Annotated in this window: 20 protein-coding genes and 1 pseudogene; 16 read left to right on the forward strand and 5 right to left on the reverse strand. The window is 69.8% G+C overall.

The window, feature by feature from the left end:
- Complete coding sequence (locus AB0I81_RS26540) at positions 1-408, reverse strand: DUF2795 domain-containing protein (RefSeq protein WP_360661506.1); 408 nt, start codon at positions 406-408, stop codon at positions 1-3.
- Between the two features lie 74 nt (positions 409-482).
- Between AB0I81_RS26540 and AB0I81_RS26545 the strand changes: the two genes are divergently transcribed.
- From AB0I81_RS26545 to AB0I81_RS26585, 9 genes are all read left to right on the forward strand, one after another.
- Positions 483-1,562, forward strand: coding sequence for a GNAT family N-acetyltransferase (locus AB0I81_RS26545; protein WP_360661507.1), 1,080 nt, complete (start codon positions 483-485; stop codon positions 1,560-1,562).
- Positions 1,563-1,650: 88 nt separating this feature from the next.
- Positions 1,651-2,826 (forward strand): SAM-dependent methyltransferase, encoded by a 1,176-nt coding sequence (locus AB0I81_RS26550; RefSeq protein WP_360661510.1) that lies wholly within the window; start codon positions 1,651-1,653, stop codon positions 2,824-2,826.
- A 70-nt stretch (positions 2,827-2,896) separates the two neighbouring features.
- A complete protein-coding gene (locus tag AB0I81_RS26555) occupies positions 2,897-3,760 on the forward strand; it encodes a sirohydrochlorin chelatase (RefSeq protein WP_360661511.1) in 864 nt (287 codons plus the stop codon).
- Positions 3,761-3,781: 21 nt separating this feature from the next.
- Positions 3,782-4,852, forward strand: a complete 1,071-nt coding sequence (cobT, locus tag AB0I81_RS26560; protein WP_360661513.1) for a nicotinate-nucleotide--dimethylbenzimidazole phosphoribosyltransferase — start codon at positions 3,782-3,784, stop codon at positions 4,850-4,852.
- Between the two features lie 105 nt (positions 4,853-4,957).
- Complete coding sequence (gene speB / locus AB0I81_RS26565; protein WP_360661516.1) at positions 4,958-5,971, forward strand: agmatinase; 1,014 nt, start codon at positions 4,958-4,960, stop codon at positions 5,969-5,971.
- A 79-nt stretch (positions 5,972-6,050) separates the two neighbouring features.
- Positions 6,051-7,283: a uroporphyrinogen-III C-methyltransferase gene (gene cobA, locus AB0I81_RS26570; RefSeq protein WP_360661519.1), complete on the forward strand. Its 1,233-nt coding sequence runs from the start codon at positions 6,051-6,053 to the stop codon at positions 7,281-7,283.
- Positions 7,280-10,174: a dynamin family protein gene (locus tag AB0I81_RS26575; RefSeq protein ID WP_360661522.1), complete on the forward strand. Its 2,895-nt coding sequence runs from the start codon at positions 7,280-7,282 to the stop codon at positions 10,172-10,174. The genes cobA and AB0I81_RS26575 overlap by 4 nt, the downstream gene beginning before the upstream one ends.
- Positions 10,171-11,793 (forward strand): ABC transporter, encoded by a 1,623-nt coding sequence (locus AB0I81_RS26580; protein ID WP_360661525.1) that lies wholly within the window; start codon positions 10,171-10,173, stop codon positions 11,791-11,793. Before AB0I81_RS26575 ends, AB0I81_RS26580 begins: the two co-directional genes overlap by 4 nt.
- Positions 11,794-12,084: 291 nt before the next feature.
- Positions 12,085-13,305, forward strand: coding sequence for a single-stranded DNA-binding protein (locus AB0I81_RS26585; RefSeq protein WP_360661528.1), 1,221 nt, complete (start codon positions 12,085-12,087; stop codon positions 13,303-13,305).
- Between the two features lie 191 nt (positions 13,306-13,496).
- Here the strand turns inward: AB0I81_RS26585 and AB0I81_RS26590 are convergent, their stop codons facing one another.
- Positions 13,497-13,760, reverse strand: coding sequence for a cell division protein SepF (locus tag AB0I81_RS26590; RefSeq protein ID WP_360661531.1), 264 nt, complete (start codon positions 13,758-13,760; stop codon positions 13,497-13,499).
- Between the two features lie 233 nt (positions 13,761-13,993).
- Between AB0I81_RS26590 and AB0I81_RS26595 the strand changes: the two genes are divergently transcribed.
- Positions 13,994-14,191 carry a hypothetical protein gene (locus AB0I81_RS26595; RefSeq protein WP_360661533.1) on the forward strand — a complete coding sequence of 66 codons (198 nt, stop codon included), beginning with the start codon at positions 13,994-13,996 and terminating at the stop codon, positions 14,189-14,191.
- Positions 14,192-14,889: 698 nt separating this feature from the next.
- On the opposite strand, the pseudogene AB0I81_RS26600 reads toward AB0I81_RS26595, so the two are convergent.
- Positions 14,890-15,204: pseudogene (locus AB0I81_RS26600) on the reverse strand (transposase); the annotation flags it as partial.
- 624 nt (positions 15,205-15,828) lie between these two features.
- On the opposite strand from AB0I81_RS26600, the gene AB0I81_RS26605 reads away from it, so the two are divergent.
- Positions 15,829-17,133 (forward strand): GGDEF domain-containing protein, encoded by a 1,305-nt coding sequence (locus tag AB0I81_RS26605; RefSeq protein ID WP_360661536.1) that lies wholly within the window; start codon positions 15,829-15,831, stop codon positions 17,131-17,133.
- A gap of 675 nt (positions 17,134-17,808) precedes the next feature.
- The gene (gene ettA, locus AB0I81_RS26610) at positions 17,809-19,473 is read left to right on the forward strand and encodes an energy-dependent translational throttle protein EttA (protein WP_360661539.1); all 1,665 of its coding nucleotides are present in this window, start codon (positions 17,809-17,811) and stop codon (positions 19,471-19,473) included.
- 450 nt (positions 19,474-19,923) lie between these two features.
- Here the strand turns inward: ettA and AB0I81_RS26615 are convergent, their stop codons facing one another.
- Positions 19,924-21,237 (reverse strand): MFS transporter, encoded by a 1,314-nt coding sequence (locus AB0I81_RS26615; protein WP_360661542.1) that lies wholly within the window; start codon positions 21,235-21,237, stop codon positions 19,924-19,926.
- Positions 21,238-21,398: 161 nt separating this feature from the next.
- Here AB0I81_RS26615 and AB0I81_RS26620 point away from each other — a divergent pair, with 161 nt between their 5' ends.
- The 4 genes from AB0I81_RS26620 (at position 21,399) to AB0I81_RS26635 (ending at position 23,827) form a co-directional block, all read left to right on the forward strand.
- A complete protein-coding gene (locus AB0I81_RS26620) occupies positions 21,399-21,902 on the forward strand; it encodes a VOC family protein (protein ID WP_360661545.1) in 504 nt (167 codons plus the stop codon).
- Positions 21,903-21,968: 66 nt separating this feature from the next.
- Entirely contained in the window at positions 21,969-22,376 is a 408-nt protein-coding gene (locus tag AB0I81_RS26625) for a Zn-ribbon domain-containing OB-fold protein (RefSeq protein ID WP_360661547.1), read from the forward strand.
- On the forward strand, positions 22,373-23,500 hold the full coding sequence (locus AB0I81_RS26630; RefSeq protein ID WP_360661550.1) for a thiolase: 1,128 nt from the start codon (positions 22,373-22,375) through the stop codon (positions 23,498-23,500). Before AB0I81_RS26625 ends, AB0I81_RS26630 begins: the two co-directional genes overlap by 4 nt.
- Before the next feature lie 75 nt (positions 23,501-23,575).
- Positions 23,576-23,827, forward strand: coding sequence for an SCO4226 family nickel-binding protein (locus AB0I81_RS26635; RefSeq protein WP_225268337.1), 252 nt, complete (start codon positions 23,576-23,578; stop codon positions 23,825-23,827).
- Between the two features lie 51 nt (positions 23,828-23,878).
- Here the strand turns inward: AB0I81_RS26635 and AB0I81_RS26640 are convergent, their stop codons facing one another.
- Positions 23,879-25,960: an acetate--CoA ligase family protein gene (locus tag AB0I81_RS26640; protein WP_360661553.1), complete on the reverse strand. Its 2,082-nt coding sequence runs from the start codon at positions 25,958-25,960 to the stop codon at positions 23,879-23,881.
- Positions 25,961-25,962: the final 2 nt, after the last annotated feature.

A 25,962-nucleotide genomic window follows, 5' to 3' on the forward strand; every position in this document is an offset into this window, starting at 1 on the left:
TCACCACCTCCGCTTCTCCACGCCGAGCCCGAGCGCCTCGGCCACCTCCGCGATGTTCGCGTAGCGGCGCTCCGGCAGGGACTCCACCATGTCGGCCACCTGGTCGGGCGCGTCCACCCGCCGCGCGTGCCGCAGAAGCTCGCCCTTCTTGGCGGGCCAGTGCGCGTCGCTCAGCCATTTGGCCAGGTCGCTACGGACATCCACGCCATGTTGCGTGATGCCCTCCGCGGTGCCGGGCTCGTGACCCGGCGGATAGGACTGGGGCGACCCCTCGCCGGGGCCGGGCATGGCCTCGGGCCCCTTCCACTCTTCGGCGTGCGTGCTGCCCCCGCCGCGCACCAGGCCCTCGGTCTCGTGCTTCTGCTGATCGTCCAGGCGGGGCCCGTGCTTGTCGCTCCCACGTTCCATGTTGTCACTCCCCTCCAAGCGGCCCCTACCCCCGCTTTGGTGGGCAAACATGGCGGCTGTGTACTCTGCGCAGGGTGTTCGATTCCGACGTGCGCATCGCCACGGAACGGCTCACGCTGCGGCCGTTCGGACCCTCGGACGCCCTCAGGATCCGCGCGATCGTGCAGTCCGGCGCCCGGTTCCTGCCGCCGGGCGCACCGACCGGAATCTCCGGCATCGCCGGCTGGCTCATGGCCGGCGTGCACGAGTTGCGCCGTTCGGGGCAGGGCATCCACCTGGCCATGATCGACGCCGAGGGCCTCATCGTGGGCTCCATCAGCCTGTTCAAGACCTCGTGGACCGCGGGCACGACCGAGGTCGGGTACGCCGTGCACCCCCAGCACCGGGGCCGCGGCCTGGCAACCGAGGCGGTGCGCGCGCTGACCGCCTGGGCGTTCGACTCCGTGGGGCTGCGCAGGATCGACCTCACCGCCAGGCCGGACAACCTGGCCTCGCTGAGCGTCGCCTGCAAAGCGGGCTTCACCTGGGAGGGCACGATCCGTGACGCGGTCGTGGACCAGAACGGCGCGCACGACCTCGTCCTGTTCGGCCTGCTGCGGCACGACGGCCGCGAGCCGGTGGCCGCCCTGCCGCGGGCGGAGCTGCGTACAGAACGGTTGCTCCTGCGGCCCCTGCGGCCCGGGGACGTCCCTGACCTGGCCGTCACCGGCGCGGATCCGGTGACGCAGGCGTACACGGGCGTGCCGCGCGGCTACACCGAGGAACACGCGCGCCAGTACGTCGAGCACGCCCACCGCATGTGGTTGCGCGGCACGGGCGCCGTCTGGACGGGCGAGGAGTTGGACGGCGGGCGCTACGCGGTGAACGTGGACCTGCGCGACCTCGACTGGCACAACAGGAGCGCCGAGGTCGGCTACATGACCGCGCCCTGGGTCAGGGGCCTGGGGTACGCGGGCGAGGCCGTGCTGGCCGTCGCGCGCCGGCTGTTCGAGCAGCACGGCTTCGTCCGGCTCCAGCTCCGCGCCACCCCCTCCAACCTCGCCTCCCAGCGGGTGGCGGAGAAGGCCGGCTTCGTACGCGAGGGCCTGGCCCGCGCCTCGCTCGGCGGCCAGGACCTGATCGTCTACAGCCTCGTCCCCTCCGACCTGGCCTGACTCCCCGAGGGCACACCGGACTGTCCCTCGCACCCTTTGTGAAACCTCTCCGCAACCGTCACCCTTGGATTGAGGACGGTGAGGCACAATGATCACGGTTGTCGGCTGGGACGGATCCCAGCTCTCGGCCAAGGCGACGGCCAAGCTGAACGAGGCCGGGCTCGTGGTGGGTCCTGACGCCATTGTCGGGCAGCTCAGGCACAGCACGGCGACCGTGACGGACGGCCCGCTGCTGGAGGTCCTGGACGGCCATCTGGAGCACGGCCAGGGCCCGGCGGTCGTGGTCGTGGAGGGCGATCCCGGCTTTTTCGGCGTCGTACGCATGTTGCGGGCGCACGGCCTCAAACCGGATGTGTTGCCGGCCACCTCGCTCGTCACCCGCGCCTTCGCCTGCGCCGGGCTCAACTGGGAGGACGCGCTGATCGTCGCCCCGTCCGGCCCTGGCCAGCTCAACAGGGCCGTCAACGCCTGCCGCGCCCATCCCAAGGTGGGGCTGCTGGTCGCGCCGGGAGTGGGCCCCGGCGAGCTCGCCAGGGAACTGGCCCCGACGACGCCGCGCGCGCTGATCGTGTGCGAGGACCTCGGCGGCCCCGACGAGCGCGTCACCCACAGCCGCATGGGCGAGGCCACGACCAGGCCGTGGAAGGACCCCGACGTGGTCCTCGTCATCGACCCGCTGCACCGGCCAAAGCCGCCGGGCTGGGTGGCGGGGGCCCAGCCCGGGCCGGCCGAGTGGGCGCTGCCGTTCGAGGGCGGGCTGCCGCCGGAGGTCAGGGCGTACGTGCTGGCCAAGCTGGGACCGCGGCTCGGGGACCTGGTCTGGGACGTGGGCGCGGGCGTCGGCCAGATCGCCGTCGAGTGCGCCAGGCTCGGCTCGGCCGTCGTGGCCGTGGAACGGGACCGGCAGCGCTGCGCCGAACTGCGTGCCAACGTGATCGCGCACGGCGTGAAGGTGGCTCTGACCAGGGGCCAGGCGCCGCCCGCGCTGGAGCCGCTGCCCGACCCCGACGCCATTTACGTGGGCGGCGGCGGGCTCGACGTGATCATGGCCTGCGCCGCCAGGAACCCGCGCGTGCTCGTCTGCGCGCTGAACAAGGTCGAGCAGGTCGCGGCTCTGCTCGACCGGCTGCGCGAGCAGGGCTACCACGGCGAGGGCACCCAGATCCTGGCTTCCAAACTGTCCTTGAACCCCGACGGCTCGCACAGTCTTACCGCGTCAGACCCGGTTTTCGTGGTCCACGCGACGCCCGTGCGCACAGCGTGACCTGTTCCCTACGGGTGCGCATCGGTTATCCTCGCGTGACTTTGTCCACCGCACCGGAGAATCCCTCACGATGAAGCCGCCGCTCCTGCTGATCGGGCAGGGCTCACAGGACGACGCCTATGCCGCGGAGTTCGGCAGGTTCGTACATCGCCTTCGCTGCCGCCTCGACCAGACGGGCGCCGACGTGTCCGGGGGGTATCTGGAGCGGGCCACGCCCCGGCTGAGCGACTCCGTCGCCTCCCTGGTCGCCAGGGGGCACCACCGGCTCGTGGCGCTGCCGCTGAGCCTGAGCAGGATGGGCGAGGAGTTCCCCGCCGCGATGGCCGTGGAACAGCAGCGGCACCCCACGCTGATGTACGACTCCGGCCGCCCGCTCGGCCCCGACCCGCGCGTGCTCTCGCTGCTGGCCGAGCGGCTCAACGAGGCCGCCACCGAGTTGTCGGGCTTGCGCGAGCCCGCCAGGCCCCGCGCGCTGGAGCTGGCGGGCGCCAGGCCCCGGCTGCGGGCCGTGGACTCCTCGCTCGTGGAGGACCTGTACGCGCACGTCGAGCCGGGGGAGACCGCCGTCGTGCTGGTCGGCGAGGGCTCCACGGACGCCACCGCCAACGCCGAGGTGCACCGCGTCTCGCGGCTGTTCTGGGAGACGCACGCCTACGACTTCATGACCGTCGAGACCGCGTTCGTGTCGGTCACGCCGCCCGGGGTGCCCGGCGGGCTCGAACGTTGCCGGCGGCTGGGGGCCAAGCGCGTGATCGTGGTGCCGTACCTGCTGTTCGCGGGCGGCATGCTGGAGCGCGTGTGGGCGCAGGCGCTGGCGTACGGCGCGGGACATCCCGACCTCGACATCCGCTGCGCCGAGGTGATCGGCGACTGTGAGAGCCTGGCCGACGTCGTGATCGACCGTTACGAGGAAGCCCTTCAGCTCGTCCCGTGATCGCTTTTGTGGAGGTTTGTCGTGCTAGCTGAGACGCTTGCCGCGATCCGTCCGGCAGACCCGTCCGCTCTCGCCGAGGCCCGCGCCTACCAGGACCGCCTGACCAAGCCCCGCGGCTCGCTCGGCGTGCTCGAAGAGGTCGCGGTACGCCTGGCCGGCTCGGCCGGGGTCAGCCCGCCGCCCATGCCGGAGCCGGCGGCCCTGGCCATCTTCGCCGCCGACCACGGCGTGCACGCGCGCGGCGTCAGCCCGTGGCCGCAGGAGGTCACGGTGCAGATGGTCGCCAACTTCCTGGCGGGCGGCGCGGTCGCCAACGCCTTCGCCGCCCAGTCCGGCGCCTCGGTGACCGTGGTGGACGTGGGCGTCGCCGCCGACCTGCCCGACGCGCCCGGCCTGGTCAAGCACAAGATCGCGTACGGCACCGCCGACCTGTCCGCGGGCCCCGCCATGACCGTCGACCAGGCCGTCAGGGCGATGGAGGCGGGCATCGTGGTGGCCGCGGACCTGGTGGCCAAGGGGGCGCGCTGCCTGATCACCGGCGACATGGGCATCGCCAACACCACCGCCTCGGCCGCGCTGATCTCCGTCTTCACCGGTGTGGACGCGGCGGAGGTGACCGGCAGGGGCACGGGGATCGACGACGAGACGTACGAGCACAAGGTCGGCGTGGTGCGCGAGGCCCTGCGCCTGCACGCGCCCGACGGCGCCTCCGGCTCGCCCAGTGAGGCGCTGCGGGCCCTGGCCGCCGTCGGCGGGTTCGAGCACGCGGCCATCGCGGGCTTCATCCTGAGCGCCGCCGCGTCGCGCGTGCCGGTGATCCTCGACGGCGTCATCGCCGGCGCCGCCGCCCTCGTGGCCGCCGCGCTCGATCCGGCCGCGATCGACCACTGCGTGGCCGGCCACCGCTCCGCCGAGCCCGGCCACGCCGCCGCGCTGATCCACCTCGGGCTGCGCCCGCTCGTGGACCTGGAGCTGCGGCTCGGTGAGGGCACGGGCGGCCTGCTGGCGCATCCGATGGTGTGCGCGGCCGTACGGGTGATGCACGACGTGGCCACGTTCGACTCCGCGGGAGTGACCGAAAAGCCCAGGTGATGATCTCGGCGGGAGCGGCCGAGAAGCCCGGGTGATGATCTCGGCGGGATCGGCGGGAGTGGTCGAGAAGCCCATGTGATGATGGAGACACTGGAGGTGCGGACAGTGTCTCGATATGGACCGATGTACGGGCCCGACATCACGTTCCTCGGGGTGGACCGTTGCGACGTCAACGATCCCGGGAGTTACGCGGACGCCGATGTGGTGATCATCGGCGCCCCCTTCGACGGCGGCACCACGAACCGGCCCGGCGCCAGATTCGGCCCGCGGGCGCTGCGCCAGGCCTGCTACATGCCGCACGACGGCTCCAGGCCCAGCCTGGCGCTGCGCGTGGACGCGCTGCGCGACCTGCGGGTGCTCGACGCCGGCGACGTGGAGTGTTACTCGGGCGACGTGGAGGGCTCGCTGGCCGCCATCGAGGAGGCGGTGCACCGGGTGGCGGCATCGGGGGCGATCCCGCTGGTGCTCGGGGGCGACCACACGGTCGCGCTGCCGGACGCCAGGGGGACTGCCAGGGCGTACCCGGCCGGGCGTACCTCGATGATCCACTTCGACGCGCACGCCGACACCGGGGACATCGCCTTCGGCCACCTGTACGGCCACGGCCAGCCCATGCGGCGGCTCATCGAGTCCGGGGCCATCCGCGGCGACAGGTTCCTGCAGATCGGGCTGCGCGGCTACTGGCCGGAGCCGGAGACGCTCGGCTGGATGGCCGCCAGGAACATGCGCTCCTACGAGATGACCGAGATCGTGGCGCGCGGGCTCGACGAATGCCTGACCGAGTCGTTCGGGATCGCCCTGGACGAATGCGACCAGATCTTCCTGTCCGTGGACATCGACGTCTGTGACCCCGGCCACGCCCCCGGCACCGGCACGCCCGAGCCCGGGGGTTTCACCTCCAGGCAACTCCTCGATTCGGTTCGCCGGATCTGCTACGAACTGCCCGTGGCCGGGATGGAGGTGGTCGAGGTGGCGCCGCCCTACGATCACGCGGACATCACCGCCTACCTCGGCAACAGGGTTATCCTGGAAGCCTTGTCAGCGATGGCCAGACGCCGCAGGGACGATGAGGGCGGGCCTCGCTGGGATCCGCGGCAGCCACTTCTCGACGGTCGTTAACCCATGCGCAGCAAACGACGTATGCGAAGCCGGTAGGTTTACCTCTGAACAGAACCTTCGCGAACGGGAGATTCCCCCCATGGGTCCCTACCTCCTCGGCCTGCGGCTTTCCGGCCGCCGGGTCCTCGTCGCAGGCGGCGGCCGCGTCGCTCAGCGGCGGGTGCCCGCGCTGCTAGAGGCCGGTGCGGAGGTCACCGTCGTGTCGCCGTCGGTCACGCCGGCGCTCGACGACCTGATCGCCGCCGGCAGGGTCACGTGGCACGCCCGGCCTTACGAGGTCGGCGACTGCGACGGGGCCTGGCTCGTACAGGCCTGCACCGACGACAGATCCGTCAACACCGCGATCGCCGCTGAGGCGGAGGCCAAGCGCGTGTGGTGCGTGCGCGCCGACGACAAGGACGCCTCCGCCGCCTGGACGCCCGCCACCGGGCGGGTCGACGAGATCAGCGTGGCCATCACCGCGGGCGGCGACCCGCGAAGAGCCGCCGGCATCAGGGACGCGGTGGTCGAGGCGCTGCGCGACGGCACGGTCGACGCCCGCCGCAACCGCACCAAACCCGTCGGCGTGGCCCTCGTCGGCGGCGGCCCCGGCGATCCCGGCCTCATCACGGTACGCGGGCGGCAACTGCTCGCCCAGGCCGACGTGGTCGTCGCCGACCGCCTCGCGCCCCGCGCCCTGCTCGACGAGCTGGCCCCCGACGTCGAGCTCATCGACGCCGCCAAGGTGCCCTATGGCCGGTCGTTGTCCCAGGAGACGATCAACGAGCTGCTCGTGGACCGCGCCAGGCAGGGCAAGTTCGTGGTCCGGCTCAAGGGCGGCGACTCGTTCGTGTTCGGGCGGGGCGGCGAGGAGATGATCGCCTGCACCCAGGCCGGCATCCCGGTGCTGGTCGTGCCCGGCATCACCAGCGCCGTCGCGGTGCCCGCCGCCGCCGGGGTGCCGGTGACGCACCGCGGGGTGAGCCAGGAGTTCCACGTCATCTCCGTGCACGTGGCGCCCGACGACCCCAAGTCCACCGTCGACTGGCCCGCGCTGGCGCGTTCCGAGGGCACGCTGGTGTTGATGATGGCCGTCGAACGCCTGGCGAAGGTGGCCGAGACACTCGTCCGCGACGGACGTTCCCCGGAGACTCCCGTAATGGTGGTACAGGACGGTACCCTTCCGACCCAGCGGGCGGTAATCGCTTCGCTTTCCACCGTGGCCGACCGCGTGTCCGCGGCTGGGATACGGCCGCCGGCGATCGTCATCGTCGGCGACGTCGTGCGGGTCGGCCAGGAGGTCGAGATGGTTCGAGCGGAGCGCTTGCCGTGAACACGGCCATGGATGACGGGCGGAACGAGTCACCGGGGGAGCAGACGTTGAGCTTCCGCCCGGTAACCGACGAGGACCTGGACAAGGCCCCGACCGACGACGCCCAGGACACCGCGGCCGGCGGGGCTGCCGCCCGGGACACACCCGAGGGCGGGGCCGCGCGGGACGTATCCGAGGGTGAGGCCGCGCGGGACGTGCCTGAGAGCGGGGCCACGCAGGACGTACTTGAGGATGGGGCCGTCTTGCGGGACGCACCCGAGGACGGGGACGTCTCGCGGGACGTACCTGAGGACGGGGCCGTCGCGCGGGACGCGCCCGAGGGTTCCGAGTCCCCGCCCTTTGAGGCGGCTCCGGCGCGCGAGCCGTCGCTCTTCGAGGAAAGACCGGTGCGTGAGCCCTCGATCTTCGAGGGCACTCCCGCGCGCAGGCCGTCGCTCTTCGAGAAGCCGGCCGCGTTGCGGCGGCCTCCCGAGGGGGAGGGGCCGCAGCCGGGGCTTCGGGCGCGGCCCGGCTTCGATGAGCCGCCCTCCGGCCGTCCCTCCATGTTCGTACGGCCTGCCGCACTCGGCGGCCCGGGCGCGACTCCTCCCGCGGACGCCGGCGGACCCGTAACCGGTGGTCACGAGCCCGTTGAGGGCGATGACGAGCCCGCGCGTGACTCTGCTGGCAAGCCCGTGCGCGACGAGGCCGCCGCCACCTCGGATCCCGCCGATTCCCCGCAACCCGAAGCCACGGGAAGTGATGTCCTGTGGACCGCCGAAGAGCCTGAGCCCGGCGCCGAGCCTGTGGCCGAGGACTCGCTTGAAGCTGAGCCCGAGCCCGAGCCCGGGCCCGAGTTCGAGCCAGAGCTTGCGGCGGAGGCTTCGTCCGAGCGTGAGCCCCAACCGGACAACCAGCCCGAGCCCGAAGCCGCCGCCGATCGTGACGCCGTCGCTGACAACGCTGACACGATCTCCGCCGAGACTGGTTCCGAGCCCGAAGCCGCTGCCGAGTCCCCGAGCCCCGAGTCTCGGATCACCGACTCCGAGACCGCTGGCTCCGATGCCGCCGCCGACGCGGACGCCGCCCGTACTGAGGCTGCCGCCGCAACGGACGCAGACGCCCGTACCGACGCTGACACCGACGCTGACACCGACGCCGAAATCGGCGCTGAAGCCGGAACCGACGCCGGCCCCGAGGCGGAAGCCACCGCCACGACCCCCGGATCTGAGGCAGAGAGCGAACCCGGGCCGGGGGAGCGGCTGGAGGAGTTGCCGGCCGAGGCGGCTGAGGCGCTCATGGAGGCGCTCGGCTCTCTCCGCGAAAGCGTCGCCGACCTGCGCTTCGCTCTGGACCTGCCCGGCTCGGAGGAGGCCCAGCAGGCCCAGGCCGACCTGCTGGCCCAGCTGGAGAACTACGTCCTGCCCCGGGTGAGGACCCGCACCGCCCCCGCCCTCATCGTGATCGCGGGCTCCACCGGCGCGGGCAAGTCCACCTTGGTCAACAGCCTCGCCGAGAAAAACGTCTCGCGTACGGGCATCCGCCGCCCGACCACCGGCACCCCCGTCCTGGTCTGCCACCCCGAGGACTACGACTGGTTCGCGCGGGGCGAACTGCTGAGCGGTTTGGAACGCCTGGACAGGCTGTCCCCGGAGTCGGGCACGCGCAGCCTGGTGATCAGCGCGACCGAGAAGCTCCCGCAGGGCGTCGCGCTGCTCGACACCCCCGACATCGACTCGGTGGTCGAGGAGCACCACGACGTCGCGCACCGCATGCTCGACGCCGCCGACCTGTGGATCTTCGTGACCACGGCCGCCCGCTACGCCGACGCCCCGGCCTGGAAGCTGCTGCGCCTGGCCAAGGAGCGCGGCGCCCGGCTGGCCATCGTGCTGTCGCGCGTACAGCAGAAGTCCGCCGACGTGGTGCTCAAGCATTTCGTACGCATGCTCACCGAATACGGGCTGGGCGACATCGACAGGTTCGTCATCCACGAGTCGACGGTGGCCGACGGGAAGCTGCCCGACAGCGAGGTGACCGACCTGCGGCTCTGGCTGGCCGAGCTTTCGGTGGATGAGAAGCAGCGGGCCCAGGCCGTACGCGAGACGCTGAACGGCGTGCTGAACAGCTTCCGCACCCGCGTACCCGCGCTGGCCAGGCACCTGGAGGCGCACGTCGCGTTCAGGGCCGAACTGCGCGGCGACGTGGAGGCGGCCTTCCTGGGCGCGCTCGGCGAGATCGAGAAGTCCTCGAAGAACGGCTCCCTGCTGCACGGCGAGGTGCTCGCCCGCTGGCAGGACTTCGCCGGTTCCGGCGATCTCGTGCGCTCGCTGCAGCTCCGCAAGCGCGGCCGGGCCGCCAAGCAGGCGCCGGAGCGGGTGCTGGCGTTCAAGGGGGCGATCCGCACCGGGCTCGAATCGGTCATCGTCGCCGCCGCCAACCGTGCCTGCGAGGAGGTGGTGGCGCGCTGGAGCCACCGTTCCGAGCTGGGGGCCAAGCTCGGGAAGGACCTCGACAGGCCCTCCGACAATCTTGTACGGCACACGGGCCGGGCCATCGCGTCCTGGCAGGATCATCTGGGCGAGCTGGTACGCACGGAAGGCGTGGCCAAGCGTTCGGTGTCGAAGCTGGTCTCGTTCGATCCGGACTCGCTCGCACTGATCTTCATGGTCGCGATGTTCAGCGGCAACAACGGCGAGGGAGTGCCGCACCGGCTGGTCAACGCCGTGCTCGGCGCGGAGTCGCTGCGCGGCATCGGCGCCAAGGCGCTCAGCGATCTGAAGGCCAGGATCGGCATGCTGTTCGACGAGGAGGCCATGCGTTACGTGCAGGCGCTCGATTCCGCGGGCATCCCGGACGAGTCCGTGGCCACCCGTCTCTACCAGGCAACGTACAACCTTGAGGTCGCTCGATGACCACCACGACCACCAGACCGGGGCTCGCTCCGCGGCTGGCCGCGCTCACCAAGGTGGTGGAGCTGGGGCCGGGGCGGCTGGACAAGAAGCTGCTCGACGAGGCGAACGCGCTGCTGAAGCGGGCCGGGGACCGGCTCAAGCTGTCCTCGGAGCACACCGTCGTCGCCCTCGCGGGCGGCACGGGCAGCGGCAAGTCGTCGCTGTTCAACGCGGTCTCCGGGCTTGAGCTGTCGCCGACCGGCGTACGCAGGCCGACCACCGCCCGTACCCATGCCTGCGTGTGGGGCCTTGAGGGCGCCGGGCCGCTGCTCGACTGGCTGCAGATCCAGTGGCGGCACCGCTTCTCCCGGGCCAGCGCGCTGGACAAGGGCGACAGCCAGCTCCACGGGCTGATCCTGCTCGACCTGCCCGACCACGACTCGATCAGGGCGCTCACCGACACCGAGGCGGACCGGCTCATCGGGCTGGCCGACCTGGTGGTGTGGGTGCTGGATCCGCAGAAGTACGCTGACGCCTCCACGCACCGGCGCTACGTGACGGAGCTGGCCGGGCATGAGGCGGTCACGGTGTTCTCGCTCAACCAGGCCGACCGGCTGACCGCCGAGGAGCTGGCCGAGCTGGTCATCGACCTCAACGACCTGCTGCGCAGGGAAGGCGTCGACCATCCGAGCGTCGTACCGACCTCGGCCGTCACCGGCCGCGGCATCGAGAGCCTCAAGAGCGTCATCGCCACCGCGGTGGCCCGCCGCCGTGCCGCCATCGTGAAGCTCGAAGCCGACCTGCACCGGCTGGAGCAGAAGCTCAGCCAGGCCATGCCGATGGGGGAGGCGCTGTCGGCGCCCTCCGCCGTGGACGAGGCCCGCAGGATGGGGCTGACGGACGCGCTGTGCGACGCCGTCGGCGTACCGGCCGTGGGCGAGGCCATGGAGAACGTGTACGCGGAACGGTCGAGCCGGTGGGTCGGCTGGCCGTACCCGCGTTGGATCGGGAAATTCCGCCCCGACCCGCTCAAGAGCCTCAAGCTCGACGATGTGGGGCAGGAGATCCACGGCATCGCGACCACTTCGGTGAGCGCCCAGTCGGCCGAGGTCGCCAACGCGGTGCAGGCGCTGGCCGACGGCCTGTCCATGGGTATGCAGCCGGTGTGGCGCACGGCCGTGCACCGGGCCGCCAGGTCCCGCGCCGGTCAGCTCCCGCAGGCCCTGACGGAGGACCTCACGGAGGTCGCGCCCCAGCTCGACCGGGTGCCCGGCTGGTGGCGGGCGCTCAAGGTGTGGCAGTACTTCCTGGTGGCGGCGTTCGTGGCCGGCCTGGCCTGGCTCGGGGTGGGCCTGCTCATGCCCGGCCAGCTGCCGCCGTCGCTGGAACTGCTGGGCGACACGGCGACACTGCCGTGGGTGGGCCTGATGATGGCCGCCGTACTGGGGCTCGGGGCGTTGTCCGGCATCGCGTCACGCAACTTCGTGGAACTGGGGGCTTCGCGGGAGCGGGAGCGGCTTGAGCGCGAGATGAGGCGCAGGGTCGCGGCGGTCTCGGCCACGATGGTGGTGGAACCGGTGGAACGGGAACTGAACCGCCACCACGCCTTCTACACGGCACTACGCGATTTGTCGGTGTAAGCCTGGCCCGGTGTCGGTGTCACCACGGCTTGTTGTTTGATGTGGGCCCGGCTTGACCGGGACGTGAAGCGAGGCCGCGGCCCAGCACAATGGGGTGCCGCGGCCAGCTCGCCTTCCTCCTACTTCCCGACCGCCTGCACCCTCCCTGCCGCTCACACCCCTCATCCACAGCCTGCACGTGGCCTCACCCTCTCCATCCACAGAATCGCGTTCGGCCGCCCCTGCCCCAGCCCTTCCACGGCACCGTGTTCCCCGATAGCGGGCAGCCGGCCCGCCATATGGGAGGCACGGATGAACGACATTTACATCACACTCACCGGCAACGTCGCGGCCGAGCCGAGGCAGTACAGCTTCGACGAGGGCACCAAGGTCACCTCACTGAAGGTCTTCACCTCACACCGCTACTTCGACAAGAAGACGGGTCAGTGGACGGACGGCGAGCGGGTCTGCTTCACAGTCCGCTGCTGGCGCGCCCTGGGGGAGAACGTGGCAGCGTCCGTACGAGCGGGCCAACCCGTGGTGGTGTCGGGAAAGCTGCGCATCCGCGAGTTCGGCCCTGAGGGAGAGCGCCGCTTCATGCCCGAGATCGAGGCGAGCGCGGTGGGCCACGACCTCCGCTGGGGCACCGGTGCCTTCACCAAGCCGGAGCGAGGCGGAGTCAGCTCGGTGAGCAAGGAGATGCGCGACCGGCTGGATGAGGAAACCCGCGACTGGGCAATGGGCACCCGCCCCCAACGCCCCCTCACCCGCCCCAGCCTCCACACCGAATCCGACCCCGCCACCACAAACGACAGTATGAGCCCCCTGGACTCCTGGGACGCCCTGCCCCGCACACGGGGTACAGACGAGGGCACAACAAACCCCCTGACACCGAACGACGACACGGCACCCGCACCGATCTCCCAACCCTCACGCACCCCGGCGTCCACCGGCAGCACAGTCCGCAGCCAGGAGCCCAACGGAAGCACCGTGCGCGGGTTGGAGTCCAACGGCAGTATCGCGCGGGGATCGGAGCCCGAGGACGGTACGGCGCGGGGCCTGGCGTCCGAGAACGGCTCCGCGCGGGGTTCGGCGTCCGAGAGCAACACCGTCCGAGGCTTGGAGTTCGATAACGGCGGCACACGCGGACTTACCTCGAAGAACGAAACCGCGCAGACACTGACGTCGAACCAAGACCAAGACCAAGACCAAGACCAAGACCAAGACCAAGACCAAGACCAAGGCCGGGGTCTGGAATCCGAAGCCCGCCGCCCTGTGCGCTCGCGGAAATCAGCGAGCGCAACCGTGCGTACACGAGGCCAGGAAGGGGAGTCCGGGCCCGCGCAAGTGCGGGAGGCAGACGCCGTGTCCGCCCAGGGCCCAGAGGAGGGCACCGTACGCAGGCTCGCGACGAAGGACGGCACGCCCCGAATCCTCGGCGGCGAGGACCACGACAAGGGACGCATGACGAGCGGCGATGAGTCGGGCGTCGAGGAAGAGCCGGCGAAGATGAAGGCCAGAGTGGCAGCGTAACGACGCAGCCCTCGCAGCATCCCGAACTTCGAGACATCCCGGGGCTCCAAACCGCCTGGAGCCCCGGCACGAGAGAACTGCCGGGGACTCTGAACTGATCCGGGGCTTCGGAGCCGTCCGAACTTTGGGCGACTCCGCGGCTTCGGGCTCGTCTGCGCTTTGGGCGGCTCCGACGCTTCGCAGGACGTGAATCAATCGGCGATGTGAGCCAGATCGGGGATGTGCGCGGCAGCGATCCGAGGCTGGGCCGGGGGCTGGAGGAGGAAGAGCTTCCGATCCAGCCGCTGCATGTCACCGCCCCGCCCGCAGATCAGCCCAGCGCAGAAGTCCACCAACTGTTTGGCCACGTCATCAGCCAGTTGCGTGAGATCTATGGCCACGGGAACACCCGTACGGAAGTAGTGCCCAACGTGGAGCACCTCGTTGTAGTCCTTCGGACGTAGCGTCTTGATCACGGGTCAAGTCTGCCGACGCTCCCATGTATTACAAGGGCCGTATCTCATGCTGGTGGGGTACGGGGCCGCGTCGACGATCACCGACTCGACGCCGAAGGGTGCCGGTTCGTGGTGCCATGCCTCGGCCAGGCTGCCCTAACGGCCCGTCCCTTTTCGCCGACACTTCATCCGCCCGGGAGGCAGGCGACGAATACCGGCTGTTCGAGAAGTCGATTCGATCCCGGAGGTACCTCATGCGAGACTCTCTGGTCCGCCCGCGCCTCTTCGCCCTGGTGCTGGCGCTGGGCATGCTGCTGGCCGCAGCGCTGGCGCTGGCGGCTGGCTCGCAACTGTCACAGACCATCCAGTCCGAGCTCATCCAGGGCACCCACACCAAGTGGACCGTCCTGGCAGAGGGCGTCGCGGCCCCGAGAAGGCCCATGACGCCGTAAGGAACGTGAAAGGCGCTGTTCCGGCTTGGATGTGACCTGGCTCGGACCCACCAGCCTCCAGACGCTCGCTGACCTCCAAAGGCTCGCTGACCTCCAAAGGCTCGCTGACCTCCAAAGGCTCGCTGACCTCCAAAGGCTCGCTGACCTCCAAAGGCTCGCTGACCTCCAAAGGCTCACTGACCTCCAAAGGCTCACTGACCTCCAAAGGCTCACTGACCTCCAAAGGCTCGCCGGCCGCCAGGAGGTAGCTGGTCTCCGAGGGTGCATGATCTCCGGGGGATGGCTGGTCTCTAGGGCACGAAGCCCCGGCCGCACCGCTGCCCGTCCTGCTGCAACTGCGCGTGCACGCGGCGCCCGGCCCCCGGGAATCACCCGGTCCTAGCCGTCGCTGCAACTGCTCGTGCACGCGCGGTGCCCGTAACTTCCCCTTGAGCGCGCGTGCACCGCGGCGATCTCCCCGGCCAGCTCGGCATCGCGCCCTGCGCCCCGCGCCCCGCGCGCGGGGGTCGGGTGCGGCGTTGCGGCGGTCGTAGAAGGCAGTACGGGAGACTCCCAGCAGCTCACACGCCCACTGGACGCTGTGGCCGCCCTGCTTCTCCGCCTAGATGAACGGGTGCACGCTCACCGGGTCTCCTTGGCGAAGAAAGCCGTCGCCCGCTTGAGACGTCGATGTTCTCACGCAGACGCCGATCCTCACGCAGACGCCGGGTCTCTCGCCCTAGCGTCGCCAGTTCCTCCCGTTCGCTGCTGGTCAGCCCGTCCCGCTGCCCGGCATCGACCTCGGCCCAGCGCACCCACTGCCGCACCGCCGTCTCGGTCAGGTCGAAGTTCTGGGCCACCTCACGGACCGACCGGTCGCCCCGCCGGCACAGCTCGACGATCTCGGCCTTGAGCTCCGGCGTGAACGAGCGGCGAGGACGCGGCTTCTTCTTCCCCATGCTCTTCATATGCACGTGAGCCTGGAGGTGCACACGCGCCGCCCCTGTCTCATCGGTGATCTCGATCATGGACATCTTCCGGGGACGAACCCCTGATCTCGGATGTCCGTCAAAGCGGATCAAGCCCACTGAGGGTGTGGGGTGTGTGGGGGTGGCGTTGGGGGCCTGGGGGTGTGGATGTGGGGCGGGGGCGAGCTGAGGTGTGAGGCGGCGCGTTCAGGGCTGAGGGCGTGGGGGCGGGGCATGGGTGGGGACGCAGTTGACGGTCTCTTGTGCGGGGGCGGTGGGGGCGGTTGAGGTGTGATTGGGGGATGGGTGTCGCAGGTCGAGTTTGGTGTTGCGGAGCTTGGGCTGAGGTAGTGCAGAACTTGCGGATTGTGGGGACCGGCCGCGGGTGTCAGGGGTGGGCGATTCCGTGCGCGGTGGCGGTCAGTTGGGATGGAGGGGGAGGGGGCATCGGCCGGGTCCCGTAGACACCCCGAGGACGGCCGATGGGCTGTTGCCCGCGTCAGATGGCTAGAGCTCCTGTCAGGTCCAGGTTACGCCCCGCACCATGGCTGCTCCTTTCCAGCACGGCTCTCCATCACGGCCCGCTCGTGGAATGAGCAGGTGTGGTCAGTGCCAACGTATCGGTTCCCATCGCACAACGCACACTCCGCAATTATTGTGTTACACATCGTTAGTCAGGGAGGAGACGAGATGGCGGTGACCAGTCACGCCTCGATCAAGTCTCGCGACGGTGTGTCAACACTGGCCGACCGCTGGCCGTTGCTGGGGCAACGTCGCCCGCTCGTGGTCTACTTGTGCGCGATCGTCGCTCTTGATCTCGCTGCGATCATGATGTTCGCGGCGTCCACCGTTTTCTATTGGAGAGACGCCCTCACGTTCGGCGCTCTGATGGGGTGCGGTGCGGTGTGCATCGAGGCCACCAGGCGGCTGGGCGTTCCTGCCGGAGTGTCACGCGACCTGTTGTCGGCGTGGTGGTTGCCGGTGGCGCTGCTTCTGCCGCCGGTCTATGCCCTATTCGCGCCTATCGTGCTGCAGATCCTGCTTCAGGTACGCGTGCGTGCGACGGTGCTCTATCGGCGGGTGTTCAGCTCGGCGGCCATCGGACTGGCCGGGTGTACGGCCTCTTTCCTGTTCCACCGGTTCGTCGACGATCCGTGGGTGTTGTCGCGGGGCACTGGTCCGCCGATCCTCTTCGTGGTGGCGGCGGCCGTACTCTTTTCCCTGCTCAACATCGGTCTCATCGCCATCGCCGCGCACATGGAAGATCCCGAAACCGCCTGGCGGGATCTGTTGTGGAACAGGGAGAGTGTGCTGCTGGACATCGTCGAGCTCTGCCTGGGCGTCACGGTCTCCATCGGGTGCGGTCTCAACCTGGGGTGGCTGGTTCTCGCGCTGCCGCCCGTGGTGCTGCTCCAGCGCAGCCTTCTGCACGCCCAGCTTCAGGCCGCCGCACGTACCGACGCCAAGACGGGATTGCTCAATGCCGCCGCCTGGCAGCGCGAGGCGGACACCGAGATCGTCCGGGCGCGGCGCAACGGTGACAGCCTGGCGCTCCTGATCATCGACATCGACCACTTCAAGCGGGTCAACGACGCCCACGGCCATCTCGTCGGCGACCAGGTTCTGGTCGGAGTGGCGTCCATGCTGCGCGGTCAGCTGCGTGAGTACGACGTGGTGGGTCGGTTCGGGGGAGAGGAGTTCGTCGTCCTGCTGCCGGGCACCGACATCGATGAGGCTCGTCTGGTGGCCGAACGTCTGCGTATCCGCATCGGGCGCATGGCCATTCCCGTGGACGACACGTTGGTGAGGGTGACGATCTCGGCCGGGGTGGCGTTGTTGAACGTTCACGGTGATGATCTCATCGACTTGCTCACGGCTGCCGATCTGGCTCTTTACCGGGCTAAGGAGCTTGGTCGGGATCGGATCTGCATTCCTGCTGTTCAGCCTTCCTCCTCTTCACCTCCCGATGGCCGCCCACTCCCCAGCGACGGCTGATCGCCGCCCACTCCCCCGCGACGGCTGATCCCTGCCTTCTGACTTCCTGCCCTCTGGCTTCCTGCTCTGGGACTTCCTGCTCTGGGACTTCCTGCTCTCTGAGCCTCCGGTCCCTGAGCCTCCGGTCCCTGAGCCCCCGGTCTGAGAGTCCGGGCTCTCTGCGTCCGCGACCTCTGCGTCCGCGACCTCTGACGCCTCGTCTACTGACGCCCCCTCTGCGCTTCCGTCCTGACCCACCCCTTCGCTTCCCGCCCCCGTTCCCGGTTTGGCGTCCCCTCGTTTATGCCGCCCGGGTTTGCTTCCTCCGAACTCCGCTCCTAGCTTCCGCCGCTGGGCTCTCCGTCGGATGGTTCTCGTTGAGTGGGTTCGCGTTCGCTGGTTCCCGTGTGCCGGTCTCCCCCCCGTGAAGGCTTGCGGTTCTGGTGGCGTTGGCCTGTTCCTGCCTGGTGGTCCTGGCCGCCCGGTGGTGCCCGATGGGTGGTTCAGGGCTGGTGGGTTCCCGATGGGGTGGTTTGGGGTCGGTGGGTTCCAAGCTGGTGGGTGGGACGGTGCATTGCCCGGGGTGGGGTGGGTTGGCTGGTGGGATGGGGCTCGTTCGTTGTTTGGAGGTGTTGGGTGGATGTGCGCTTCCGGGGAGCGGCGGAAGCCCGGTTGGGAGCCCCTAAGCTAGAAGGTATGCCGGAGTACATCTACACGATGCAGCGCGTGCGCAAAGCGCACGGCGACAAGGTTGTCCTTGACGACGTCACGCTGTCGTTCCTGCCCGGAGCCAAGATCGGTGTCCTGGGGCCGAACGGCACCGGAAAGTCGACGCTGCTCCGGATGATGGCCGGTTTGGAGCAGCCGTCCAACGGTGACGCCAAGTTGATGCCGGGCTTCACGGTGGGCATGCTCCAGCAGGAGCCGCCGCTCAACGAGGAGAAGACCGTCCTCGGCAATGTGCAGGAAGGCGTCGCCGAGACGATGGCGATGCTCCAGCGCTACAACGACATCGCCGAGCAGATGGCCACCGACTACAGCGACGAGTTGCTGGAAGAGATGGGCAAGCTGCAGGAGCAGCTTGAGCACCGCAACGCGTGGGATCTTGACAGCCAGCTTGAGCAGGCCATGGACGCCCTGCGCTGCCCGCCGCCCGACGCCGACGTGACCATGCTGTCCGGTGGTGAACGCCGCCGGGTCGCGCTGTGCAAGCTGCTGCTCGAAGCCCCCGACCTGCTGCTGCTCGACGAGCCCACCAACCACCTCGACGCCGAGAGCGTGCAGTGGCTGGAGCAGCACCTGGAGAAGTACGCGGGCACGGTCCTGTCCGTCACCCACGACCGCTACTTCCTCGACAACGTGGCCGGCTGGATTCTGGAGCTCGACCGGGGCCGCTCGTTCGTCTACGAGGGCAACTACTCCACCTACCTGGAGGCCAAGGCCCAGCGGCTCAAGGTCGAAGGGCAGAAGGACGTCAAGCGCAAGAAGCGCCTCGAGGACGAGCTGGAGTGGGTGCGGTCCAACCCGAAGGCCCGTCAGACCAAGAGCAAGGCCCGCCTCCAGCGGTACGAGGAGATGGCGGCCGAGGCCGACAAGTTCCGCAAGCTGGACTTCGAAGAGATCCAGATCCCGCCGGGCCCGCGTCTGGGCACCACGGTGATCAGGGCCGAAGCGCTGACCAAGGGGTTCGAGGATCGGGTCCTGATGGAAGGGCTGACGTTCGACCTGCCCCGTAACGGCATCGTCGGCGTCATCGGCCCCAACGGCGTCGGCAAGACCACGCTGTTCCGCATGATCACCGGTAGTGAGACGCCGGACGACGGTAAGATCATCGTTGGCGACACCGTCAAGATCTCCTACGCGGACCAGAGCCGGGGCGGCATCGAAGCCGGCAAGAACGTCTGGGAGGTCGTCTCCGACGGGCTCGACCACATCAAGGTCGGCAATGTGGAGATGCCGTCGCGGGCGTACATCGCGGCGTTCGGGTTCAAGGGCCCCGACCAGCAGAAGAAGGCCGGGGTGCTGTCGGGTGGCGAGCGTAACCGGCTCAACCTGGCGCTCACCCTCAAGCAGGGCGGCAACGTGCTGCTGCTGGACGAGCCCACCAACGACCTCGACACCGAGACGCTGTCCTCGCTGGAGAACGCGCTGCTCGACTTCCCGGGTTGCGCCGTGATCACCTCGCACGACCGGTGGTTCCTCGACCGCATCGCGACCCACATCCTGGCCTGGGAGGAAGGGTCGAACTGGTACTGGTTCGAGGGCAACTTCGCGGACTACGAGAAGAACAAGATCGAGCGGCTGGGCGCCGATGCGGCCCGCCCGCACCGCGTGACGTACCGGAAGCTGCACCGCGACTGATTGGGGAGAGGGGCCGGCTTCGGCGGTTACGCGACAGCCGGATGCCGGCCGCCCCGAGACTGATCTCGGAGCTTTGGCTGCCGGTCACGTGGCTATGGGGCCGGATGCGTAACCTCACGCTGGTCGGTGGGCGCACGCGATGCCGGTTGGTGGGCGTACGCAATGTGGTGCGGCTCGACTTGCTGACACAACCTGACGTTGTCAGACAGAACAACCCACGGATCAGCTGAAGGGCATATCCGTGGGTTGTTCTGTCTGGTTTCTCGATCCGTGGCGTGTGCGGAGGGTCAGGCCCGTGGTGTGTCCAGGGGGTCAGGCCCGTGATGTGTGCGGAGGGTCAGGTCCCTGGTGTGTCCAGGGGGCCGGGTCCGTGGTGTGTGTGGAGGGTCAGGTCCCCGGTGTGTTCAGGGGATCGGGTTCGTGGTGTGTGCGGAGAGGGCGGCGGCTATGTCACTTGGCCTCTTCGAGTAGGGCCTTGGCGGGGGTGTGGGGGGAGCGTCGCCAGGGGCCGTTGAACAGCAGGATCGCCGGGATGAACAGGACGAGGCAGCCCAGCGCCACGAACAGCCACGTCTGCCAGTTCGTGGCCTCAACCACGTGCGGGATGACCAGCAGCCCGATCACCGCGATGCTCTTGCTGAGGAAGCCGAACAGACCCCAAGCGGTCCCCTGCAAACGCGGGTCCGCGTCCTCGGCGTCCTCGGAGTAGTTGGCCATCCAGGGGGCGTAGGCGACCCCGAGCGAGCCGCCGAGCAGCGCGCCCACCACCATCAGCGTGCCGGTGGAGACGCCCTCCTGGCCGAGTGAGACGGCCAGGTAGGCGGTGACGAGCACGGCCGCGACCGTGCCGCCGAGGGAGAACGGCTTGCGTAGTTGCGTACGGTCCGACAGCCGGCCCGTCACGATCAGCGTGATGAGGTTGAGGCTCCAGAAGGCGGCCATGATCGTGGAGGCTTCGGCGCTGCTGATGCCCAGCGCTCCGACCAGCATGGTCTGCCCGAACAACGACAGCGTGATGTAGAGCACCAGCCACAACGAGATCCCGACCACGTGCGCCCAGATGTTGCGCCTCGCGAAGAGCGTGCGCATGCGGGGCGGGCTGCCGAGGTCCACCACGGCGCTGCTGGCCCGTTCCGTGTGCTGGATTCGCGCGCGCAGTTCGGGGGACAGGTCGGCGATGTTGAGGGCGATGACGATCGAGATGACCAGCGAGAAGCAGCCCATGATGACGAACTGGGAGCGCCAGGAGTCGTTGAAGATCGGCAGGGTCCAGCCGGCGACGGCCGCCGCCAGGAAGTTCGCGCCGACCGGTCCCCAGGTCCAGAAGCCGAACGCCTGCGCCCGCCCCAGACGAGGCGAGAAGTCGCGGATCAGCGGTGCGGTGCTGGCCATGGCCACGCCGTCCACGAACGCCAGCACGATCCTGGCGATCAGCAGGTCGCGCGGGCTGTGTACGAGCGTCATGGCGAAGCAGCACACGGCCGTCAGCGCCATGAGCGGGATCAGCAGCCGCACCCGGCCGAGCCGGTCGGTGAGCCGGCCGCCCAGGATCGAGGCGATCGCCCCGGCCACCGCCGCCGTGCCGGACACGAGGCCGTACGTGGCCAGCGTCATGTCGAGGTCTTCGAGCAGCAGGGGCACGACGGGCGCGATCTGCCCTTCGTAGGAGCCGATGAGGATGGCCAGCACGGCCATCGTGAGGATCTTCATGCGCCGGGCGCCGGTCGGGTACTCGTCGAGCTCGCGGACGTAGGACAGCCTCATGCGCTGTCAGCCTTTCTGTCGTGCCGAACCCCTCGCAGCGTTCTAGAAGCTAGCTCTAGAATTCTTTTCTGATGCTGCTCCTCACAAGAGGCTCGGTCAAGAGTGATCGGCCCGTCGGCGGCTAGAATGAAATTCTAGGATTCCGGACGTAAGGAGCCCCCGTGGACCTGGAACTCGACGGCGTGCACTTCGACCACACGGCCGTGGCCGCGCCCCGCATCAGGGACCTGCTGCCGATCTACCGCGACCTGCTCGGCGGCCGGCATCTGGGCGGTGGTGGGGACAACCGGGTGGTCGGCTACCGGACGTTCCAGCTCACGTACAAGGGCGGCGGCAAGGTCGAGTTGATGGAGCCGCTGGCCGGATCGACGTTCTTCGACAGCTTCTTCGAGCTGACCAGGGGCAGGGGCGGCGTACACCACCTGAACTTCCACGTCGACGACCTGGACGCGGCGGTGGCCAGGCTGACCGAGCGCGGCTACCGCCTGCACGGGCTCAACCGGGCTGACTCCCGCTGGCGTGAGGTGTTCCTGCACCCCAAGGAGGCGCACGGCGTGCTGATCCAGCTCGCCCAGCCGGGGTCGCGCGCCGGTGAGGTGCGTTCCACTCTGGAGGAGGTGCTGGCCGGGCGCGGCCGGAACGGCAACGGCATCCCCAGCCCATGAGGCCCTTGAGCGGGAGCAGAAGGTAGATCTAGAGTGTGATTCTAGAACTACGGATTGGGGAGGCCGATGAAGCCGGTGCCTAAGCCCACGCCCGAGACCCAGCCCTTCTGGGACGGCACGGCCGCGGGAGAGCTCAGGATCCAGCGCTGCAAGACGTGCGAGCGGCACTACTTCTACCCGCGGCCGAGCTGCCCCCGCTGCGGCGGTGACCAGGTCGAGTGGGTCCGCGCCAGCGGCCGCGCGACCCTGTACTCCTATGTGATCAACCACCGCCCCGCGCCCGGTTTCGAGGACGAGGCCCCGTACGCGATCGCCGTCGTCGAGCTGGAGGAGGGCGTGCGGATGATGACGAACATCGTGGGCGTGCCGAACACCCCCGAGAACCTGCCGCTGGACATGGCGCTGCGGGTGGTGTTCGAGCAGCGTGGCGAGATGAGCGTGCCCCAGTTCGAGCCGGCCGGAGACGCCCGATGACCATCGTGATCGCCGGCGCCGCCGAGACCGACGAGGTGGGCCGCCTGCCCGGCCACTCCACCATGCAACTGCACCTGGAGGCCGCCAGGAACGCGCTCGCCGACGCGGGCATGACCATCCACGACATCGACGGCGTCGCCACGGTCGGCACGCCCGGCCCGATCCAGATCGCCCACTCCCTCGGGATCACGCCCGCCTGGCTGGACGGCACGGGCGTGGGCGGCTCGTCGTTCCTCTTCCACGTACGGCACGCGGCCGCCGCCATCCGCGCCGGACTGTGCCACACGGTGCTGATCACCCACGGCGAGTCGGGCCGCTCGCGCGTAGGGGCCGGAAAGTACGCGATGGGCGCCGACTCGCTGCTGGGGCAGTTCGAGCTGCCGTACGGCGTGCTCGGGCCGCCCACGTCGTTCACCATCCCGGCGCTGCGCTACATGAAGGAGACCGGCCTCACCCACGAACAGCTCGCCGAGGTCGCGGTGGCGCAGCGGCGCTGGGCCCACCTCAACCCGAGGGCGATGTATCGCGACCTCATCACCGTCGAGGACGTGCTGGCCTCGCGCCTGGTGGCCTACCCGTTCCACCTGCTGGAATGTTGCCTGGTCACCGACGGCGGCGGCGCGCTCGTCGTCACCACGGAGGAGCGGGCCCGCCGCTCCCCGGTGTACCTGCTGGGCTCCGGCGAGTCGGCCGACTCGCCGATCATCTCGCAGATGGAGGACTTCACCACCTCCAAGGGCTTCCGCCTGTCGGGCGAGGCCGCGTTCACCGAAGCCAAGATCACGCACGAGGACGTGGACCACCTCATGGTGTACGACGCCTTCGCCCACGTGCCCATCTACGGCCTGGAGGACCTGGGCTTCGTCGGCCGGGGCGAGGCGGGGGCGTTCATCGCCGAGGGCCACACCTCGCCGGGCGGCCGGCTGCCGCTGAACACGAACGGCGGCGGCCTGTCGTACACGCACACCGGCATGTACGGCATGTTCGCCATCCAGGAATCGGTGCGCCAGCTCCGCGGCGAGGCCGCCGCCCAGGTGCCGGACGTGGAGCTGAGCGTCGTGCTGGGCAACGGCGGCATGTTCGCCTCGGCCGCCACCCTGGTCCTGGCCAACCGCCTGCCCTGAACGGAACTTGATGGAACGGGTATGGAACGCCCTTCTCACAGGGAGCAGACTCTGACGTAGGAGGAGGGATTCGCCATGCCGAAGTTCATGGACGTGCACAGTGGGTTCGTCGGCGCGACCGAGGAGCAGTTGCGCGCGGCACACGAGCGTGACCTCGCCATCGAGGAGGCCGAAGGGGTGCACTTCGAGCGCGCCTGGCTGGACCCGGACTCGGGGAAGGTGTTCTGCCTGTCGTCGGGGCCGTCGAAGGAGGCGGTCCTGCGCGTACACGAGAAGGCGGGGCATCCCACGTCGGAGATCTACGAGCTCCCAGTGGAAGTGGACTAGCACACGACGGGCGGCCCACCGAAGGGCCGCCCGTCCCTCAACATGAGGCAATCAACGCCAGGTGATCAGCGCGTCCAGGGCCTCGACGCGGGATCCGGCCACCAGCAGCGGGTTGATCTCCAGCGACTCCAGCCCGTCCCCCAACGACTCGGCGAACGCCGCGATCCGCGCCACCACCCCGGCCACCGCGTCCAGGTCCACGGGCTCGCCACCCCTGACCCCGTCCAGCAGCGCGGCCCCGCGCAACTCCGACAGCGCCGTACGCACCTGCGCCGCGTCCACCGGCAACACCCGCAGCGCGGTGTCACGCAGCACCTCCACCCAGACCCCGCCCAGCCCCACGGCCAGCGTCAGCCCCCAGGCCGGATCGCGTACCACCCCGACCAGCAGCTCGACCCCGCCGGACCGCTGCGGCTGCACGAGCACGCCGTCGAGCGAGGGCAGCGCGGCCACCAGCTCCCGGTAGGCCCGCCGCACCTCCTCGGGCCCGCCCAGCCCCAGCCGTACCCCGCCGATGTCGCTCTTGTGCCCGAGCCCGTCGGCGGCGACCTTGAGCACCACCGGATAGCCGAACCGCTCGGCGGCCGCAAGAGCCTCGCCCTCCCCGCCGGCCAGCTCGGACGGCACCACCGGCAACCCGGCCGAGCCGAGCAGCGCGGCGGCGCGATGTTCGGCCCACACCCCGCTCGCCCCGGCAGGGGGCGCGGCGGAGACGGGAGAAGGGGCAGGCCGGGAAAGAGCCTGTGCCCGCAGCGAGGACCACCGGACCGCCGCGCCGATGGCGTGCAGCCCGTGCTCGATCCCGCCCGCCACGTACGGGAACCCGGTCTCCTCCTGCACCCGCCGCCCGAACTCCGTGACGTCGGTCAGCACGTTGCTCACCACCACGACCGGCACCGGCGACTCGGCGATGCGCCGGGCGCTGGCCGTGTACATCGCCAGCACGGGAGCGGGGTCGGGCGGCGCGGCCTTGGGTGCGTCCGACAGCAGCATGACCAGGTCGATCCCGGGGTCCGAGGTCACGATGTCCAGCGCGCGGCCCATGAGGGTGCGGTCGATGAGGACGTACCCGGTGACGTCGAGCGGGTTGGCCACGGTGCCGAAGGCGGGGACGATCTCCGCCAGCCGCGCCACCGTCTCGGGCGCGAACGGCGGCAGCTCCAGCCCCTCGTCCTCGGCCCGGTCCGCGATGATCTCCGAGGCGCCGCCGGAGGGGGTGACGACCCCGACGCGCCGCCCCGGCAGCGGCCCGGAGGAGGCCAGCAGCCCGGCGGTGATGATCAGGTCCTCCAGCGAGCGCACCCTGATCACGCCGAGCTGCCGCAGCGCGGCGTCGATCACGTCGTCGTCGCCCACGAGGGCGCCCGTGTGGGCCTGCGCGGTGTGCGAGGCCAGCTTGCTGCGGCCGATCTTGAGCGCCACGATCGGCTTGCCCGCCTCCAGCGCCCGCCGCGCCACCCGGGAGAACTCGGCCGGATTCCTGATCGTCTCCAGGAACAGCGCGACGACCTTGGTGGCGGGGTCGTCCACCAGGTACTCGATCACGTCGGTCACGGTGACGACCGACTCGTTGCCCATCGAGGTCAGCAGGCTCACGCCGACGTTGCGGGCCTGCGCGAACCCCAGCACGGAGCTGGCCAGCGCCCCGCTCTGCAGCACCACGCCGACCGAGCCGCGCAGCAGCGGCTGGGGGATGGGCAGCCCGTAAGGGGTCACGCCGGCGGCGGCGTTGATGTACCCGTTGCCGTTGGGCCCCAGGATCGTCAGCCCGTGCTCCACCGCGAAGGCCGCGACCTCCGACTCCAGCCGCGCCCCCTCCTCACCGGCCTCGCCGAACCCGGCGGTGAGGATCACGTAACACCGGATCCCCAGCTTGGCGCCCTCCCGCAGCACGCCCAGCACGGCCGCGGTCGGCACCATCACGTACGCCAGGTCCACCCGCTCCGGAATCTCGGTCAGGCTGCGGTACGCGGGCATCCCGTGCACCACGCCGCCCCGCGGATTGACCAGGTGCACGGGCCCGGGAAAGGCGTGCGCACGCAGGTTGGCCAGCGTGCTGATCGACCATCCGGACTTGTCCGTGGCCCCGACCAGCGCGATCGAACGAGGGTTGAACAGTTCCCCGACCGACATGT

Origin of the sequence: Nonomuraea sp. NPDC050404, from assembly GCF_040655495.1 — a bacterium.
Classification (GTDB): Bacteria; Actinomycetota; Actinomycetes; order Streptosporangiales; family Streptosporangiaceae; genus Nonomuraea.